Origin of the sequence: Mycobacterium sp. UM_Kg1 (assembly GCF_000972925.1) — a bacterium.
GTDB classification, from domain to species: Bacteria; Actinomycetota; Actinomycetes; order Mycobacteriales; family Mycobacteriaceae; genus Mycobacterium; species Mycobacterium hiberniae.
Genome location: NZ_JRMK01000030.1, coordinates 20,562 through 38,153 on the forward strand (window position 1 = coordinate 20,562; position 17,592 = coordinate 38,153).

A 17,592-nucleotide genomic window follows, 5' to 3' on the forward strand; every position below is an offset into this window, starting at 1 on the left:
GTTCTAGATGGGGCCCAAAGCTTCCGTAGCCAACCTGGATTAAGGTTACCTTAAGAAGCCGGACGTCCAGCCCCGTGATCTTCGGCGACGAGAGCCCCGCTGAGCAAGTCGGAGCCCCTGCGGACGCAATAGATGCTGGTTCAGCCCTCGAGCTTGTAACCCAGGCCGCGAACGGTAACCAGGTGCACCGGGTTGGCAGGATCGGCCTCGATCTTGGACCGAAGTCGTTTGACGTGGACATCCAGCGTCTTGGTGTCGCCCACGTAGTCGGCGCCCCAGACCCGGTCGATCAGCTGGCCGCGAGTCAGCACGCGACCTGTGTTGCGCATCAGATATTCGAGCAGGTCGAACTCTTTGAGTGGCAAGGTGATCTGCTGGCCGTTGACCATCACCACATGCCGCTCGACGTCCATGCGCACCGGGCCGGATTCCAGGACACCCTCCCCGACGCCGCTTTCGTCGTCGCCGCCGCGGCGCAGCACCGCACGGATCCGCGCGATCAGTTCGCGGGCCGAATAGGGCTTGGTCACATAGTCGTCGGCACCCAGTTCCAGGCCCACGACCTTGTCGATTTCGCTGTCACGGGCCGTGACCATAATCACCGGGACGCTGGAACGCGCACGCAGTTGCTTGCACACGTCGGTACCCGACATCCCGGGAAGCATGAGATCCAGCAGCACGATGTCGGCGCCGATCCGCTCGAATTCGGCCAGGGCCGCGGCCCCGTCGCCCACCACGGTTGCCTCAAAACCCTCTTTACGCAGCAGGAATGCCAGCGGATCGGCCAGTGATTCCTCGTCTTCGACGATCAAGACGTGTGTCATCGGCAGTGCTCCTGTTCATCGCTGCGCTCGAGGCGGTCGACAGCGGGGGTCATGACTACTCCTTCTACTCGTGGTCCACACTGCCCTGGTATTCGGGAATCGCCAAGGTAAACGTCGATCCGGTGCCCGGCTGGCTCCACAGCGTGATGGTGCCGTTGTGGTTGGCCGCGACGTGTTTGACGATCGCCAACCCCAGCCCGCTGCCACCGGTGGCCCGCGAGCGCGCCTTGTCGCTGCGGAAGAACCGTTCGAACACCCGAAGCTGATCCTTGGGCGCAATACCGATTCCTCGGTCGGTCACGGCGATCTCGATGAAGCCGTCCCGGCGGCGCCGGCTGATCGAGACCGGGGAACCGTGCGGTGAGTAGGCGATCGCGTTGGACACCAGGTTGGCCAGCGCGGTGACCAGCAGCGGTTCGTCGCCGAGCACCCGAAAGCCACTCGGGGCGTCGGTGGTGATCGTGATCTCGGCGTTGTCAGCGGCCACCTTGTGCCGGGAGATCGCCTCGTTGACCACCGCGTCGACATCGACGGCGCCCAGATTCGGTAACGGGTCAGCGCCCTGGAGCCGGGACAGCTCGATCAGCTCACCGATCATGCTGGCCAGCCGGTTCGCCTCCATCAGCCCCCGCTCCGCGAACGGCCGAACCGCCTCGGGGTCATCGGCCGAGGCCAGCAACGCCTCGGCGAGCAGGCCCATGGCCCCCACCGGGGTCTTGAGTTCATGGCTGACATTGGCGACGAAGTCGCGGCGGCTGGCTTCCATCCGGGCCTGCTCGGACTGGTCGTCGACGATCACCACCGCGAACCGGCGGTCCTCCTGCGAGAGCAGCCGCGCGTAACCGCGCACCGCCGACAGGTCCGCCCGGGTGGCACCGGGAGCCCGTTTTGCCACCGACAGGTCGAAGACGACCTCTTCCTCCCCGGCCAGTGCACGTTGGGCCGCGGCCCAGGCCTCGTCGTCGAGCAGCCTGCCGTGCACCACACCGAGCTGGGTGGCGCGCTCGTTGAGATAGACCACGTCACGGTGGGAGTCGACCACCACAATCCCCAGAGAGGCATGCGAGACGATCTGCTGCAACATCTCCGCGACGGTGATCCCGGACCGTTCGGTGGCGGCCCGGCGGCGCCGCTCGGCAAGCCGCGGCGTTAGCCACACGCCGGCGGCCACCCCCGCAACGAACGCAGGAATCGCCGACGCTGCAGCGAGCGTCAGCGCTGAGGTCGCAGCCACGGCCAAATCGTACGCAGTCTGCAACCCCCAGTTGACCGCCGTTCGACTCCGACGTGCGCGGAACGTGAATTCAACGCGAAGATTTCACCCGTTCTCCACCCCGTATTCACGCCGGACCGGCCCACGTCCGCTACTTGGCGCCCTGACTGGCCACCGCCGCCGCACCGGCGGCCGCCGCCTCGGGGTCCAGGTAGACGCCGCCGGCCACCTTCGGCCGCAGGTCGGCGTCCAGGTCGTAGCGCAGCGGGATACCGGTGGGGATGTTCAGGCCGACCACCTCCTCATCCGACATTCCGTCGAGGTACTTCACCAGCGCCCGCAAGGAGTTGCCGTGCGCGGCGATCAGCACCGTCTTGCCGCACCGCAGGTCCGGGATCACGACATCGGTGAAATACGGCAGGAAGCGGGCCACCACATCGGCCAGGCATTCGGTCAGCGGCCCGCCGCCGATGTCGGCGTAGCGGGGGTCGGTGTCCTGGCTGTACCGGCTGCCGGCCTCGATCGGCGGCGGGGGGGTGTCGTAGCTGCGCCGCCACGTCATGAACTGATCGTCGCCGTAGCGGGCCTTGGTGGCGGCCTTGTCCAGGCCCTGCAGCGCACCGTAGTGGCGCTCGTTGAGCCGCCACGTGCGGTGCACCGGAATCCAGTGCCGGCCCGCGGCGTCCAGCGCCAGGTTCGCGGTGGTGATCGCCCGTCGCAGCAGCGAGGTGTAGAGCACGTCCGGCAGCAGCTCGTGCTCGACCAGCAACTCGCCGGCGCGAACCGCCTCCGCGCGGCCCTTGTCGGTCAGGTTGACGTCCATCCAGCCGGTGAACTGGTTGCTGGCGTTCCATTCGCTTTCCCCGTGGCGCAGCAGCACCAGAGTGGCAGTGTCAGACATGGGCGTCAGTGTCTCACGCGGTTCGGTCGAGTCCGCACGATGCTCGCTGACCTCGGTTAGGCGGTTTTGCATGCCTTTGGCACACCAGCGCCAGGACCAACGCCCCTGCCTGCTCCGTGACCGCGCCGATAGCGTCGAGGTGTGGCAACAGATCCGGGCCACCCCGCTCGGGAGCACAGTGCCCCCGTAAGGCGTCTACCCGTCGGTGAACCGCTCGGGACGATCATCCGGCCGTTTCGGCGCACCGGCCGGTACTACGCGCGAATGTGGCGGGACTACCTCGACGGGCGGCACAACGAGGACCTGCCCGTCGCCCGGCCGACCGTCGCGTTGGCGACCCAGGCCTTCCGCGACGAAGTGGTTCTGCTCGGCCTGCGGGGGCGCCGTCCGATCGGCGACGTCGAGGTCTTCGAACGCATCAACTCCGAGGTTTCCGCTGCGATCGATTTCTACGGTGCGCGCGGCCTTCGGGACGCGCCGGAGAAGTTCTTCGTCGCACCGCCGCAGCTGACCGAGGTGACGGTGCTGGCCCGGGACGGCCGCCGGCGATCCCACGACCGAATCCGTTGGGAGAGCGGGTACGTACCGCTGGTCGGGGAGCCGGGCCGAGAGCGGTGGCGCAGTTACACCGCCAACGACCGCGCCTACGCGCTTGTGCTGCGCCATCGCGAACCACGCCCGTGGCTGGTGGGCATCCACGGTGCAGAGATGGGCCATGCCGGGCTGGACCTGTGGCTGTTCCGGGCGCGCCATCTGCATGAGAAGTTCGGCCTGAACATCGTGCTGCCGGTGCTGCCGATGCACGGGCCGCGCGGGCGCGGCCTGCCCAGGGGTGCGGCATTCCCCGGCGAGGACGTGATGGACAACGTGCACGCCGGCGCCCAGGGGGTCTGGGACGTCCGGCGTCTGCTGAGCTGGATCCGAGCGCAGGAGCCGGACTCGCGGATCGGGCTGAACAGCATCTCGATGGGCGGCTACATCGCCGCTCTGGTCGCGAGCCTGGAGGACGACCTGACCTGCGCCATTCTGGGAGTTCCGGTGGCCGATATGGTCCAGTTGCTGGGGCGGCACTCCGGCCTGAGCCGGACCGACCCGCGCTGGCAGACGGTCATGCTGGCCGAGCCGCTCGGCCGAATGACGTCGCCGTTGTCGCTGCAGCCCCGGGTTCCGATGCGCGGCCGTTTCATCTACGCCGGCATCGCCGACCAGGTGGTGCACCCACGCGAGCAGGTGGTCCGGCTGTGGGAGCACTGGGGCAAGCCGGAGATCGTGTGGTACCGCGGCGGGCACACCGGATTCTTCGAAGCTCGACCGGTGCAGCGGTTCGTCGAGACGGCCATCGTGCAGTCGGGGTTGCTCGATGAGCGGGTTTGACGACGTGAGGTGATGCGTGGAGGCGATGAGCGCGCTTGACGCGGCGATGATCACCGGGAATCGGTTGCTCCATCCGATCAACATCGGCGCGGTGCTGATCATGGCGCCACCGGAAGACGGCGATGCACACTTCGTCGACCGCCTCTATCAGGGCGCGCTGACCGCCACGGCTCCCGTAGACCACCGACTCCGTCGCGTGCCCGACTGGGGCCTGCGAACCGGCGGCAGGTGGGTCTGGCGCGACGAACACTCCATCGACCTGGCCCGCCATCTCGGCAGGCAGACGTTGCCGACCTGCAACAGCCGTGCGGAACTCTGGCGGCTCATCGGCGAACTGCACGCCGAACCGCTCGACAGGTCCCGGCCACTGTGGTCGGCCCACCTCATCGACGGGCTCCCCGACGGTCGACTGGCGTTCTATGTCAAGGCCGATCACACGATGGTGGACGGGGTGGCAGGGCTTCGGATGATCCATGACGGCCTGACCGCTGACCCGGCACAGCGCGACATGCCGCCGTTCTTTGCCGAGCAGCACACCGAAGCGGCCGGGGCGGCCGGCCATTCCGGCCTGGACCTGCTCGCACCGTTGCGGGCCCTGATCGGTGCATTCGGTTCCGCCGCGACACTGCTCCAACACCTCATGGAAGGTCAGGTGCGCGGCGCGCTCGCGACGCTCAGCGGCCGCACCACGGTCCCGGCGATCGGTGCCCCGTTCACGCCGTTCAACGGACGGCTGGGGGCCAGGCGCAACGTCATAGCCGGCAGTTGGGCCAAAAGCCGGATTCGGGCCGTGCAGCAGGCCACTGACACCACCGCCCATGAGGTCGCCACCGCGGTGATCGGTGGCGTGCTGCGCAGCTGGCTGGCGCAGCACGACAGCCTGCCGGGTCAATCGCTGGTCGCGCTCTGTCCCATCACGGTGCGTTCCGCCCAATCCGGCCCCGATGACACCGGAAACCGCTTCGGCGCCTGGTTGTGCCCGATCGGAACCAACCTGGCCGACCCGGCACAGCGACTCCGGCTGGTGCACCGGTCGATGCGCGAAGGCAAGCGCTACGTCGCGCGGTACGGGCCGGGCGCAACGCTGTCGCTGTTGGCGCCGAGTATCGCCTCGACGATCATCCAGGCCGTTGCGCCGGTCGGCCCGCGGGTGCGAACCGGATACAACCTTCCGGTATCCAGCGTTCCCGGACCGCGAGAAGAAATGTATTGGAACGGCGCACATGTCGAAGAGATCTATCCGGTGTCGGCCATTTTCGACGGCCAGACACTCAACGCCACGGTGTGCTCGTATGCCGATCGCGTCGGGATCGGCTATGTCGCCGACAGCGACGTGATGCCCGACATCGCAACGCTGGTGCCGCGAACCGAGCGCTGCCTGCGCGAGTTGGAGTCGGCCGTCGGCGCGGGGCCGCCGGGCCGCTGACGGTCAGCTGCCCGGCTCGATCAAATGCTCGAACGCCCGCAGGTTCTTCAGGGACTGGCCGGTGGACACCCGCCACTCCCATTCCTTCTGAATCGAGGTGGCAAATCCCAGCTCCAGCAGGGTGTTGAAGTCGAAGTCGACGGCTTCGAGCACCTGCCCGAGCACCCGGTCGATCTCCTCGGCGCTCACCGAACTCAAAGACATCCGGCCGACCAGGTAGATGTCGCCGACATTATCCAGCGTGTAGGCAACCCCGTAGAGCCGCCGGTTGCGCTTGAGCAGATACCGGTACACCCCCGCGTGATTCTCGTCGGGATTGCGGCAGACGAACGCCTCGACCCGCACCGAGTGCTCCCCCACGCTGAGGATGGTGTTGGTCTTGAGCTTGCGCTCGCCGGGCAGTTCCACGACCAGGCCCGGCAGCCCGCCGTGCGAGCCCGGGGTCGGGCTGTAGGTCAGCTCCGCCGCCCGCAGGGTGGTCTCGATGAGCTCCTGGACGTCGTCACGGTTCACGCGCGCGCTCCCCGCCGCATCGGCCAGCGGCGGGCGCGTCGCGCCGACCCGAGCACGCGCATCCGCGCACCCCGCGCGGATGCGAAGTCTTCGATGGCCCGGGAGTAGCTGGCCAGCTGGGCGTCTACGGTGCGCTCCCAGGAGAATTGCGCCGCGTGCTCGACCGCCGCCCGCCGCATCGCCCAGCCGCGGGGGCCGCTGCCCAGCCGCAGCAGCTCGTCGAGCGCGGCGGCCCAGGCATCGATGCCGTGCCCGTCGACCAGCCGTCCGGTGACGCCGTCTCGGACCGCCACCGGCAAGCCACCCACTTTCGCGGCCACCACCGGTGTGCCGCACGCCTGCGCCTCCAGCGCCACCAGGCCGAAGGATTCGGAGTAACTGGGCACCGCTACCAGGTCAGCTGCCCGGAACAGGTTCGCCAGATCGTCACGGGACTGCGGCGGCAGGAATGTCACCCGGTCACTGATACCCAGGTCGGCGGCCAGCCCCACCAGGCTGCCCGGTTCCGCCAGCCCGATGCTCCCCGAGGGGCCGCCGGCCACCACCGCCCGCATCCCCGGCAACTTCGCGGCGGCCCGCAACAAGATGTCGGGCGCCTTGAGCGGCTGAATGCGTCCGACGAACGCCACGATCGGTTCGTCGGCCGGCAACCCCAGCGCCTGTCGGGCCGCCCGCCTGTCCCCGGGCCGGAACACGTCCAAATCCACCCCCGGGTGCGCCACGTCGATGCGGCGCGGGTCGGCGTCGTGTAATGCCACGAGTTGGCGTGCTTCGTCTTCGGTGTTGACGATCAGCCGGTCCGCGGCGTCGACGACCTGCTGTTCACCGACCGCGCGCAGCGGTGGTTCGGGGGCGTCTCCGGCAGCCAGGGCGGCGTTCTTGACTCCGGCCAGGGTGTGTGCGGTGTGCACCAGCGGGACCGCCCAGCGGTCGGCGGCCAGCCAGCCCACCTGGCCGGAGAGCCAGTAGTGCGAATGCACGACGTCGTAATAGCCGGCCTCGTGGGCGGCCTCGGCGCGCAGCACCCCGGCGGCGAATGCACACAGCTGGGTAGGCAGGTCGTTCTTGTCCAGGCCCTCGAACGGCCCGGCCACCACGTTGCGTACCAGCACCCCGGGCGCGACATGCTGTACCGGCGGGTCCGCCGACGACGTGGCCCGGGTGAACACTTCGACGGCCACTCCCCGCCGCGCCAGATGCAGGGCGCTTTGCAGGACGTAGACGTTCATGCCGCCCGCATCGCCGGTGCCGGGCTGGGCCAGCGGCGAGGTGTGTACCGACAGCAGCGCTACCCGGTGCACATCGGATCTGACGCCGCCAACCCCGTACCCCACCCAGTCATCTTGACAGGTTCGGTCAGGCGGACACTTCGGGGACCACGCGGGCGACCGGTCCGCGGGAGCGGCGCATCGCGCCGACCGGATCGGCGTAGAGCCCGCCCAGGGCCACCGTGCCCGCGCCGGCCTCCTGCACGCGGTTGCCGAACGCGGTCACCCGGATGCTGCGCGGCGGCAGCACCGATCGCTGCCGAAACGCCCGTTCCACCTCGGCCACACCCTCCGGGTACTCGGTGAATCCCTGCCCACCGACCACCAGGTCGTCGGGGTTGAGTACGTCGCGCAACATCGCCACCGCTTCGCCCAGGACGCGGGCCCGCTCGGACAGCAGCGCCGCTGCCCGCTCGTCGCCGCCGCGCGCCTCGCGCACCAGCGTCGTCACCGCCGCCGAAACGGCGCCGCTGCCTTCCGGCAGCAGCCGCAGCCGGCGAGCTGCAGCCAGCACCGCCTCGTCGCTGACGGTGGTCTCCAGATGTCCTGTTCCCCCGAGCAGCTCCGAGAAGGCCGGCAGACCGGCGATGGTGCCGGGGCCGCTGGCCGGGCTGTGTACCCGGCCGCCGATCACCAAGGCGTAGCCGACCGTTTCCCGGGCGTAGACGTAGAGGCTGGTGGTGCTGTTCGCCGTGGGCCGCCGCACGCCGAAGAGCAGCTCCGCTCCGGCCATCGCGTCGACATGGGAGGCCACCGACACCGGCAGCCCCAGTTCCTCGGCCAGCACCGGTCCCACCGGCGCGGCGGTCCAGCCCAGCCGCGGGTGATCGACGTGGCCGGTGGCGCCGTCGACCGCGCCACCGATCGCCACCCCCACCCACAGCGGGCGACGCTTCTGCCAGCGGGTCAGATACCGGCTGGCGCTGGCGGCCAGCGAGGCCAGTGCGCGCGCCGACCCGTTGTTGGGCGTCGGGGTCTCGACGACGTCGAGAGTCCGGCCGAGCAGGTCAGTGGCCACGATGCTGGTGGTCTTGGCCCCGATATGCAGGCCCAGCGTGAGGAACGGCTCGTGGTTGACCACCACCGGCCGGCGCGGCCTTCCGATGGCACCGGAGGTGGCCAGGTCGGCGCGCTCCAGCAGCAGTCCGGCTTCCAGCAGGGCGCTGACCTGGCGGTTGACCGTGGCGACGCTCAGCGAGGTGGCGCCGGCAATGGCCTCTCGGGCGACCGGGCCATGCTGGCGCACCGCGGCGAAGACCTCGGCACCCGCGCTGTCGGCCAGCTGCAGGGCGGGAGCCAGCACCCGCGGATGAGAGCGGGTCCGCACGGGCCGGTGGCTGGGAAGGTGAGCGGTGAGAACGGTGGTGCGCACGGGTGTGTCCTTGTCTGAAAGAAAGTCCGAATTAGGGCCGTTTACGCCTTCGACCCGGCGGACTCTCCCAAGGAGCGCTACTCGCAGCAGGTCAGGCGCAGCAACAAGCGCGACAACACGCGCCGTGGGCGACCAGACAGACCGCTGTCAGAAAGCGGGCACTGCGAGACATAGCTGAGAATCTATCACGATCACTAAGGTTGGTGCGATGAAGACACTCGCAGGCGACCGTCGCATTGCCGTGGTGACCGGAGCCAGCTCGGGCATCGGCGAGGCAACCGCCAAAGTTCTTGCCGGACAGGGCTTTCACGTGGTCGTCGCCGCGCGGCGCGAGGAGCGGATCGCCGCACTGGCCCAGGAGATCGGCGGCACCGCGGTAGTGACGGACGTCACTGACCCGGGAGCGGTGGCCGCCCTGGCCCAGACCTGCGAGCATCTCTGCGACGCACTCTCGGGGTCGATCAACGTACTGGTCAACAACGCCGGCGGCGCCAAAGGCCTGGCTCCGGTGGAGCAGGCCGACCTCGAGCATTGGCGCTGGATGTGGGAGACCAATGTGCTGGGCACCCTGCATGTGACGCGTGCGCTGCTGCCCCACCTCGTCGCCTCCGGCGACGGCCTGGTGGTCACCGTGACATCGATCGCCGCCTTCGAGATCTATGACGGCGGCGCCGGCTATACCTCGGCCAAACACGCCCAGAGCGCGCTGCACCGCACACTGCGCGGCGAGCTGCTGGGAAAACCGGTGCGGCTCACCGAAATCGCGCCCGGCATGGTGGACACCGAGTTCTCCCTGGTGCGCTTTGACGGCGATCGCGAGCGCGCCGACGCCGTCTATTCCGGTCTGACCCCGCTGAGCGCCACCGACATCGCCGAGGTGATCGGGTTCGTGGCCTCCCGGCCGCCGCACGTCGACCTCGACCAGATCGTCATCCGCCCGCGCGACCAGGCGTCGGCGACCCGGGCTAGCCGCCAATTGTGATGGCGGCGGCCCAGCTTCACCTCTCCTGCGTCGAGGCTCGCTAGCCGCCGGGACTGATGCGGCGGCCCAGCTTCACCTCTCCTGCGTCGAGGCTCGCTAGCCGCCGGGCACCGGAGTAGCGGCCCGCGTGGTCGTCGGCGTGCCCGACAGCGTCGGCGCGTCGGTCGGGGTGGCCGGCGCCGTGCTGGGCAGCGTGGGCCGGCCCGGCTCGGCGGCCGACAACGCCGACATCGAAACCCAGGTGTCCCAGTCCACGGCCCAGTCCCAGATATCCCCGTCGGCGTAAGAGAGCTGGATCGAGCTGCCGGTCACCTCGACCGGGTCGCCGTAGACGGCGCTGTAGAAGTACTGCTCGGCATCCTCGGTCGACAGGTTGATACAGCCGTTGGTCACGTTGGTGTTGCCCTGGGCGCCCGCACTGGCCGGGTTGGCGTGGATGAACTCCCCGTTGTTGGAGATCCGAACCGCCCAGCGCTCATGGATGTTGTTGTAACCGGCGGCCGGATTGGACATGTAGAAGTCTGCGTACTTCTCGGTGACCACATGGATGCCGTTACGGGTGATGTTGCGGGGCTTGTCGGCCTGGCCGTAACTGCAGGGGAAATCCATGATCACGCCCTCGTCGCGGATCACCTGGATGCGGTGCGAGGAGACCTCGGCCCGCACCACCTGCCGCCGCCCGATCGAGAAGTCCAAGGACATGTCCTGCGCGCCGTAAGCGCCCTCGCCGAACGCGAGGCCGTACAGCCTGGCGCTGACATGGACGGTGGTACCGGCCGGCAGGTAGTCGCGGCTGCGCCAGTGCACCCGGGCCCCCTGCACCTCGTCGGGCAGCCAGGCCCAACCGCCCTCCACCGGGGGCTCGGTGACCACGGTCAGTGCCCGCTCGACGGCTGCCTTGTCGGCAATCGGAGCGTCGAACTGCAAGATCACCGGCGCGGCCACTCCGACCGTCTGCCCATCGGCCAACTGAAAGCCCCCGTCGATGACGGTGGTGGGCGCAACGGTGGTGATACTGCCGCTGACCGGCACCGCCTTGCCGTCGTGGCCCACCACCGACCCGCTCCAGGTGTAGACGGAGTCATAGCCGAGCGGCTCGGTGATGCTGTAGCGGGTGCGCTCCCGGTTGAACGTTCCGGCCAGCACCTTCCCGGCCGGACTGGTCAGGCTCACCCGCTGAAACCAGCCGTCGCGGACCGAGACGCCGACCTCGGCGGTGGGCAGCACGTCGGCCGCCGCGCCGTCGTCCAGCGAGGGTTCGAAGGTCAAGGTGGGCTCCGCCGGCGGCGCGTTCTCGGCGTTCTCGCCGGACCGGCGTGCGCATCCGGAGAGCGCGGCCGGCGCCAGCACCCCGGCAGCCAGCGCCGCCAATGCGTGTCGCCGGTTCAGGTCCACGGCATCCCAAGATACCGGCCCAGGGGCCTGACCACCTGCGATGCTGATTACACCCGCGACTTACAGCGCGCACCCCACGAGCACCGGCTCGGGGTGCAGCGTGATGCCGAACGCCGCACAGACCCCGTCTCGCACGGTGCGGGCCAGGCTCAGGATGTCGGCGGAGGTGGCGCCGCCCCGGTTGGTCAGCGCCAGCGCATGCTTGCCCGACAGCCGCGCCGGCGCACCCGGGCCCGGGTAGCCCTTGCCGAAACCGGACCGCTCCACCAGCCAGCCGGCCGCCAGTTTCACACCACCCTGAGCGTCCCAATGCGGCACCGGGCCACCGTGGCGTTCGGCCAGGCTGCGGTAGAAATCCCCGGACACCACCGGGTTGGTGAAAAACGAACCGACACTCCAGGTGTCGTGATCATCGGCGTCGAGCACCATGCCTTTCGCCGCGCGCAGCGCCAATACCGCGGCGCGCACCGCCGCCGGGTCTCGGCTCTCGCCGTCGGCGGCATGCAGTGCGGCGGTCAGCTCGCCGTAGCGCAGCGGCGCGCTGCGCCCGGCCGGATCCAGTTCGAACTCCACCTCCAGCACCACCGCCGCCTGATCTTCGGGGGAGCCCTTGAGCACGCTGGTGCGGTACCCGAGCTCCAACTCGCCGGCCGGCGTCCAGCGCACCTGGCCGGTGCGCCGATCCAGCAGCAGAACCCGGGTCAGGCGGTCGGCTACCTCCACCCCGTAAGCGCCCACGTTCTGCACCGGGGTGGCGCCGGCCGAGCCCGGGATACCCGACAGGCATTCCAGCCCGCCCAGCTGAGCTGACACCGAGCGTGCCACGACGTCGTCCCAGACCGCGCCGGCTTGGGCTCGCAGCAGATTGCCCTCGACGGTGATGCCGGCGTTGGCCAGCAGGACAACGGTCAGGTCCGCCAGATCGTCGGCGATCAGCACGTTGGAGCCTCCCGCCAGCAGCAGCGGGCGGTCACCGGCGGCGTCGAGCTCGGTCAGCGTTGCGACGATCTGCTCGGTCTCGGTGCAGGTGATGACCCGGCGGGCGACCGGTCCCACCCGCAGGGTGGTCAACGGTGCCAGCGGCACCTGCTCGGCGACACGCGCGCCCGCGAACTCGGAACCGCCCACGGCCGGTAACGGTAGCGTGACCAGCTATGCCGCGTACATTCACGCTCTCCGAGCACTACCCGGCAAGCGTCGAGCAGGTGTATGCCGCATTCGCCGACGAGCGCTACTGGCGGGCCCGGCTGGCCGACTCGGGAGCCGATGCGGTGAAGCTGGAATCGATGGTCGTCGGCTCCGACGGCGGCGTGGAGATCGCCACCACGCAAAGCATCCACCGGCACAAGTTGCCCGCGCTGGCGGCGCAGTTCCACCACGGCCACCTCGACGTGGCGCGGCGCGAGACATGGCAGCCGGTGCGCGACGGCCGCACCCGCGCCCAGGTGACCGGCAAGATCGTCGGCGCCCCGGCGAAGCTGTCCGGCGACGCAGGCCTGGTGCCGGCCGCCGGCGGCAGCGAGTTGCGGCTGACTGCGACGGTGCAGGTCGACATCCCGCTGGTCGGCGGAAAGATCGAACGTTTCATCGGCGGGCAGCTGGCCGAGTTGATGACCGCCGAGCAGCGGTTCACCGTGGCGTGGCTGCAGCAGGGCGGTGCCGCGCCGACGCCCTAGGGTGGAGCCATGCGGATTGCCTGTGCGCAGATACTCAGCGGCACCGATCCGGCCGCCAATCTGGCGCTGGTGAGCGACTACGCCGAGCGGGCGGCGGCGCAGGGGGCCTCGTTGGTGGCATTCCCCGAGGCGACCATGTGCCGGTTCGGGGTTCCGCTGGGCCCGGTCGCCGAACCGCTCGACGGCCCCTGGGCGACGGCGGTTCGCGGGGTCGCCGCGCGGACCGGGATCACCATCATCGCCGGGATGTTCACTCCCGCCGATGACGGCCGCGTGGCCAACACGCTGCTGGCCGTCGGCCCCGGAACCGACGCCCACTATCACAAGATCCACCTGTACGACGCCTTCGGTTTCACCGAATCGCGCACGGTTGCGCCGGGGTCCGAGCCGGTGGTGATCGAGGTCGACGGGGTGGACGTCGGGCTGTCGACCTGCTACGACATCCGGTTTCCGGCGCTCTACACCGATCTCGCCGACCGCGGCGCCCAGCTGATCGCGGTCTGCGCCTCCTGGGGCTCCGGGCCGGGCAAACTGTCCCAGTGGGAGCTGCTGGCCCGCGCCCGCGCGCTGGATTCGACCAGCTACGTGCTCGCGGTGGGGCAGGCCGACCCCGGCGTTCCGGCCGATCCCTCGGGGGCACCGACGGGTGTGGGACACAGCGTGGTCACCTCGCCGTGGGGCGAAGTGGTGGCCGCCGCCGGTGCATCGCCGCAGCTATTGGTCTGCGACATCGACCTCGAGGCGGTCTCCGCCGCCCGTCGCGCGCTGGCCGTGTTGGGCAATCGCGCCGACTTCGTTCACGTCGGTAAGGCAGAATCGCGCGGGTGAGCAACCCGTCCGGACCTCCCCACGGCGAATCACCCTGGGCACGCCCCACCGGCCAGCCCGAACCGCACGGCAGCGCTCCCCAGCGCCCGCCGGAGCCCTCCGCGTCGCCCACCCGGCAGATGCCGGCGGGGGGTCGCGAGGAGCCCACCACCCAGATTCCCGCGGCGCCGCCACCGGCGCCCCCGCAGGGCGCAGTACCCCCGCAGACGCCGCGGCCCCCGCAGGAGCCCGCTGCACCGTCCGCACAGCCGACGGCCGCCGGTGCGGCGCCCACCACCGCGATCGAGACTGCGCCGCGGTCGGCGTCGATCCTGCGCGACCCGCTGGCGCTGGTTCTGATCCTGGTCACGGTGATCGCCCTGGCGCTGGCCGGGTTGATCGGCGCCGAGCTGATCGCCCGCCGCATCGGCGACAGCAAGGTGGCCAAGGCGACCGAATGCGTGGTGAACGACAAGGCCAGCGCCTCGTTCGGGGTGACGCCGCCGTTCCTGTGGCAGCACATCACCGGCAACTACACCAACATCTCCATCCGCACCGCCGGCAACCAGGTCAAAGACGCCAAACAGATGACGGCCGAGGTGAACATCTCCGACGTCGACCTGCACGGCACTGCTGACTCCAAGGGCACCATCGGTTCGCTGCAGGCCACGCTGACCTGGCCGGCTGCCGGCATTAAAGAAACCGTGCAGAACATGGTGCCGGTCCTGGGCAACCTGGTGTCGGACCTCAAGACCAACCCGCAGGACGGCACGGTCGAGCTCAAGGGCGCTTTCGGGCTGGCCAGCGTCGTGGTCAAACCCGAGGTCGTCGACGGGGGCCTGTCCCTGCGGGTGCAGAAGCTGACCGGCCTGGGCGCGCTGACCCTGCCCCGCGAGTCGCTACAGCCCGAATTGGACCGGTTCGCCAAGGAGCTGACGAAGCGTTATCCGCTCGGGCTGCGCGCAGACGGCATTGACGTCACCGACACCGGGGTGGTGGCGCGGTTCTCCACCCGCAACGCCCCCATCCCGAAGTCGGATGACCCCTGCTTCGCCAATCTGTAACCTGCAAAGATGAGCGCTCCCGGGACATCCCATCGGTTTTCCGGCCTGCCGGCGGTCATGCTGGCGCTGACCGTGATCCTCGCGGTGGCCCTGGTGGCGATGATCGGCGGGGAGCTCTACGCCCGGCACCGCGCCAAGACTCTGGTCGCCGAGGCCGTCTCGTGCGAGACCCAGGACAGTGCCCAGGTGTCCTTCGGGACCACTCCCCCGGTGCTGACGCAGTACTTCACCGACGCCTACAGCCACATCTCGGTGAAGACCGCGGGCAACCAGATCCGCCAGGCGAAGGGCATGCGACTGGCCCTGGACATCCGCGACGTGCGATTGAACAAGGACGCCAAGAACGCCGGGACGCCGGACTCCAAGGGCACGATCGGCTCGGTCGACGGCACCATCACCTGGCCGGCTGAGGGCATCAAAGACTCGATCCAAGATGTCGTCCCGGTGATCGGCAGCATCGTCACCGGCAGCGTCACCGCCGATCCCGACGCCGGCACCGTGCAGCTCAAGGGCCTGCTCAACAAGGCGACGGTCAAACCGCAGCTGGTGAACAACGGACTGTCGCTGCAGGTGACCGAGTTGGAGCTGCTGGGCCGTGATCTGGACCGCGACAGTGTGCAGCGCAACCTCGACGAGCTCACCGCGAAGGTGACCGACGACCTCCCGCTGGGTATTCACCTCGACACCGTCGGCGTCACCGACTCCGGGGTCGAGGTGACGTTCTCGACGCGCAACGCCACCATTCCGGCGTCCTCGTCGAGAGAATGTTTCGCGTCGCTGTAAAGCGGACACCGTCCGCGGCCAGGGCATCAGCCCATCAGGCTGCGCCTCCGCTGATGACGGGCAGACCGGCGGCTTTCCAGGCCTGGAATCCGCCTTCGACGTCGGTGGCACCGGTGAGCCCGATGCGCTGCAACGAAGCGGCCGACAGGCTGGAAGCCAGGCCCAGGTTGCACAGGACGATGATCTGTTGGCCCGGCTCTGGAACCGGCGGGAGTTCTGCCAGTTCCTCGGCGGTGAACAGCGGCCGATGAGTGGGGTCCAGGAAGGCTTCGACAGCGTTGCGCGGCACGTGGATCGCGCCGGGAATCGTGCCGTCGGCCGCCTGTTCCTCGCTGGTGCGCGTGTCGATGAACAACGCTCCCTCGTCGAGTGCGGCGGCAGCCTCGTGCGGGGTGAGGCGCTCGAGTCCTTCCTGTGCCGCATAGACGATGTCAAGGGTGCGGCTGGTCGGGGTGTCGGTCATGGGTGTCTCCTTGGTTCGGCGGTGCGGGATGGCCTGGTTGGGAAATGTGGGCCGCTGGGCGGGCGGGGTAACAGCTGGGCCGGCTGACGCGGTGAAACGATCCGCCGCCAGATAGCGCGCCCGCAATCCCGCCGCACAGAGGGCGCCGGCGGTGGTGTCGACGAACCGATCCGGGCCGCACAGGTAGGCCTCCATCCGGCGCAATTCGACGGGGGTGGCGTGGGCAGCGAGCCATTCGAGCACACGGTCGGCACCCCGGCGAGGGTGCTCGGGCAACAGCGGATGATATGCGAAGTCGTTGTCGCCCTTGGCCAGAGCCGCGAACTCCTCGCCGAACACCAACTCCGCTGCGCTGCGAGCGACATGGACGAGCTGAGCCGGTGGATGCCCAGGGGATCGCAGGAGGTGGTGGATCATGGGGCGGATCGGCCCTATCCCGGCACCGCTGGCGATGAAGAGTTTGGGCCGGTGGGAGGTGCGCAGCTGAAACGAGCCGAACGGCCCGCGGATGCGTAGCGTGCCGCCGGGCCGGATCTCATCCAGCGCCGCGGTGAACGCGCCACCGGGCACGGACCGGATGACGAATTGCAGGAGCGGCGCCTCCGCGGGCGAGGCCAGGGAATACGCGCGCCATCCCGTACGGTCCGGCAGTTCTATGTGGACGAACTGCCCGGGGCGTGGCGTCCACGGTGGCGGCGGCGCACTGAGCGTGAGAACGCTCAGACCGGGGCTGACGACGGTGAGATCGTCAACGGTGACCTCCCTGTCATGCAGTGGAGCGCCGGCGAATTCCTCACCGGATATCCCGCTGTCGGTGACATCGACCACGGCACTGTCACCGACCAGTCGTGAGGAACACAGCAGCACCTGTCCGTGCGCTCGCGCTCGCTCATCGAGGGTGGTCAGAGTTGCGGAGTCTTGTTCAAGGTCCCCGGCAACGAGCTGGGCTGCGCACGTTCCGCAACCGCCGTGGTTGCAGCCGAACGGGACGTAATTGCCGTTGCGCAGAATGGCCTGCAGCAGCTTCTCGTCGGGTTGGACGGCCAGCTGCACCCCGAAGGGCTCTACGGTCAGGGTGCCCGGCTGTGACATGTCAACGCTCACGAGGCCAACGGGTCGTGAACCGTGACGCCGATCGCGCGAATATCGTCGATCGTCCATAGGCCCTCGGAGCGCAGATGCGGTTGCCCGACCAAGGTCCGCCCGTCGGATCGCAAGAAGCCCAGGTCGAGCACCACATCGGCGAGATCCCAGCCATCGTATCGGCTCCAGAATGTCCCGAATGATGTGTAGGACACCGGATTCCACGAGAAGTTGATCTCGCATCCCTCGCTGCAGAGGGCGTAGCGAGCACCCTGGTACTCGATGATGCGAGTTTCCGGCGCCTCGAAGCGAGGGACGATGCAGGGCAGCTGGCACACCTGGCAGAACGGGGGCACACCGGGCAGTTCCTGGAGCAGCAGGCGGCCGTTGGCCGGGTCGGACAGTGCTGCGTCTGTCTCTTATACACATCTCCGAGCCCACGAGACTC

17 protein-coding genes are annotated in these 17,592 nt (G+C 69.1%); 7 read left to right on the plus strand and 10 right to left on the minus strand.

The window, feature by feature from the left end; translation table 11 throughout:
- Positions 1-140: 140 nt before the first annotated feature.
- The 3 genes from LI92_RS07070 to LI92_RS07080 form a co-directional block, all read right to left on the minus strand.
- The gene (locus tag LI92_RS07070) at positions 141-824 is read right to left on the minus strand and encodes a winged helix-turn-helix domain-containing protein (RefSeq protein ID WP_046317457.1); all 684 of its coding nucleotides are present in this window, start codon (positions 822-824) and stop codon (positions 141-143) included.
- 64 nt (positions 825-888) lie between these two features.
- Positions 889-2,058 (minus strand): sensor histidine kinase, encoded by a 1,170-nt coding sequence (locus LI92_RS07075; protein WP_046317497.1) that lies wholly within the window; start codon positions 2,056-2,058, stop codon positions 889-891.
- 130 nt (positions 2,059-2,188) lie between these two features.
- Positions 2,189-2,938: a phosphoglyceromutase gene (locus LI92_RS07080; protein ID WP_046317499.1), complete on the minus strand. Its 750-nt coding sequence runs from the start codon at positions 2,936-2,938 to the stop codon at positions 2,189-2,191.
- 141 nt (positions 2,939-3,079) lie between these two features.
- On the opposite strand from LI92_RS07080, the gene LI92_RS07085 reads away from it, so the two are divergent.
- Entirely contained in the window at positions 3,080-4,312 is a 1,233-nt protein-coding gene (locus LI92_RS07085; RefSeq protein WP_046317464.1) for an alpha/beta hydrolase, read from the plus strand.
- A 16-nt stretch (positions 4,313-4,328) separates the two neighbouring features.
- Positions 4,329-5,738: a wax ester/triacylglycerol synthase family O-acyltransferase gene (locus tag LI92_RS07090; protein ID WP_082109597.1), complete on the plus strand. Its 1,410-nt coding sequence runs from the start codon at positions 4,329-4,331 to the stop codon at positions 5,736-5,738.
- A gap of 3 nt (positions 5,739-5,741) precedes the next feature.
- On the opposite strand, the gene LI92_RS07095 is transcribed toward LI92_RS07090, so the two are convergent.
- The 3 genes from LI92_RS07095 to LI92_RS07105 are packed head-to-tail and all read right to left on the minus strand — an operon-like array spanning position 5,742 to position 8,891.
- Positions 5,742-6,251 (minus strand): type III secretion system chaperone family protein, encoded by a 510-nt coding sequence (locus tag LI92_RS07095; RefSeq protein ID WP_046317470.1) that lies wholly within the window; start codon positions 6,249-6,251, stop codon positions 5,742-5,744.
- Complete coding sequence (mshA, locus tag LI92_RS07100) at positions 6,248-7,585, minus strand: D-inositol-3-phosphate glycosyltransferase (protein WP_286134909.1); 1,338 nt, start codon at positions 7,583-7,585, stop codon at positions 6,248-6,250. The genes LI92_RS07095 and mshA overlap by 4 nt, the downstream gene beginning before the upstream one ends.
- 22 nt (positions 7,586-7,607) lie before the next feature.
- Positions 7,608-8,891: an ROK family protein gene (locus LI92_RS07105; protein ID WP_082109598.1), complete on the minus strand. Its 1,284-nt coding sequence runs from the start codon at positions 8,889-8,891 to the stop codon at positions 7,608-7,610.
- 208 nt (positions 8,892-9,099) lie between these two features.
- Between LI92_RS07105 and LI92_RS07110 the strand changes: the two genes are divergently transcribed.
- A complete protein-coding gene (locus LI92_RS07110) occupies positions 9,100-9,873 on the plus strand; it encodes an SDR family oxidoreductase (RefSeq protein WP_046317474.1) in 774 nt (257 codons plus the stop codon).
- Between the two features lie 96 nt (positions 9,874-9,969).
- Here the strand turns inward: LI92_RS07110 and LI92_RS07115 are convergent, their stop codons facing one another.
- Together LI92_RS07115 and LI92_RS07120 are read right to left on the minus strand one after the other, a co-directional pair.
- A complete protein-coding gene (locus LI92_RS07115; protein ID WP_046317476.1) occupies positions 9,970-11,316 on the minus strand; it encodes a L,D-transpeptidase family protein in 1,347 nt (448 codons plus the stop codon).
- Positions 11,317-11,328: 12 nt separating this feature from the next.
- Complete coding sequence (locus tag LI92_RS07120) at positions 11,329-12,396, minus strand: UDP-N-acetylmuramate dehydrogenase (RefSeq protein ID WP_082109600.1); 1,068 nt, start codon at positions 12,394-12,396, stop codon at positions 11,329-11,331.
- 26 nt (positions 12,397-12,422) lie between these two features.
- On the opposite strand from LI92_RS07120, the gene LI92_RS07125 reads away from it, so the two are divergent.
- The 4 genes from LI92_RS07125 to LI92_RS07140 all read left to right on the plus strand — a co-directional run bounded on the left by LI92_RS07125 (position 12,423) and on the right by LI92_RS07140 (position 15,598).
- Positions 12,423-12,944, plus strand: a complete 522-nt coding sequence (locus LI92_RS07125) for a DUF2505 domain-containing protein (RefSeq protein WP_046317480.1) — start codon at positions 12,423-12,425, stop codon at positions 12,942-12,944.
- A gap of 9 nt (positions 12,945-12,953) precedes the next feature.
- Positions 12,954-13,772: a carbon-nitrogen hydrolase family protein gene (locus LI92_RS07130; RefSeq protein ID WP_046317483.1), complete on the plus strand. Its 819-nt coding sequence runs from the start codon at positions 12,954-12,956 to the stop codon at positions 13,770-13,772.
- A gap of 119 nt (positions 13,773-13,891) precedes the next feature.
- Entirely contained in the window at positions 13,892-14,815 is a 924-nt protein-coding gene (locus tag LI92_RS07135; protein WP_046317484.1) for an LmeA family phospholipid-binding protein, read from the plus strand.
- A gap of 9 nt (positions 14,816-14,824) precedes the next feature.
- Positions 14,825-15,598, plus strand: coding sequence for an LmeA family phospholipid-binding protein (locus LI92_RS07140; RefSeq protein ID WP_046317486.1), 774 nt, complete (start codon positions 14,825-14,827; stop codon positions 15,596-15,598).
- 34 nt (positions 15,599-15,632) lie between these two features.
- Here LI92_RS07140 and LI92_RS07145 read toward each other — a convergent pair whose 3' ends face one another.
- Both LI92_RS07145 and LI92_RS24165 read right to left on the minus strand, forming a co-directional pair.
- Positions 15,633-17,153, minus strand: a complete 1,521-nt coding sequence (locus tag LI92_RS07145; protein ID WP_192829996.1) for a rhodanese-like domain-containing protein — start codon at positions 17,151-17,153, stop codon at positions 15,633-15,635.
- An 8-nt stretch (positions 17,154-17,161) separates the two neighbouring features.
- Positions 17,162-17,359, minus strand: a complete 198-nt coding sequence (locus LI92_RS24165; protein WP_204368890.1) for a hypothetical protein — start codon at positions 17,357-17,359, stop codon at positions 17,162-17,164.
- Positions 17,360-17,592 lie beyond the last annotated feature (233 nt).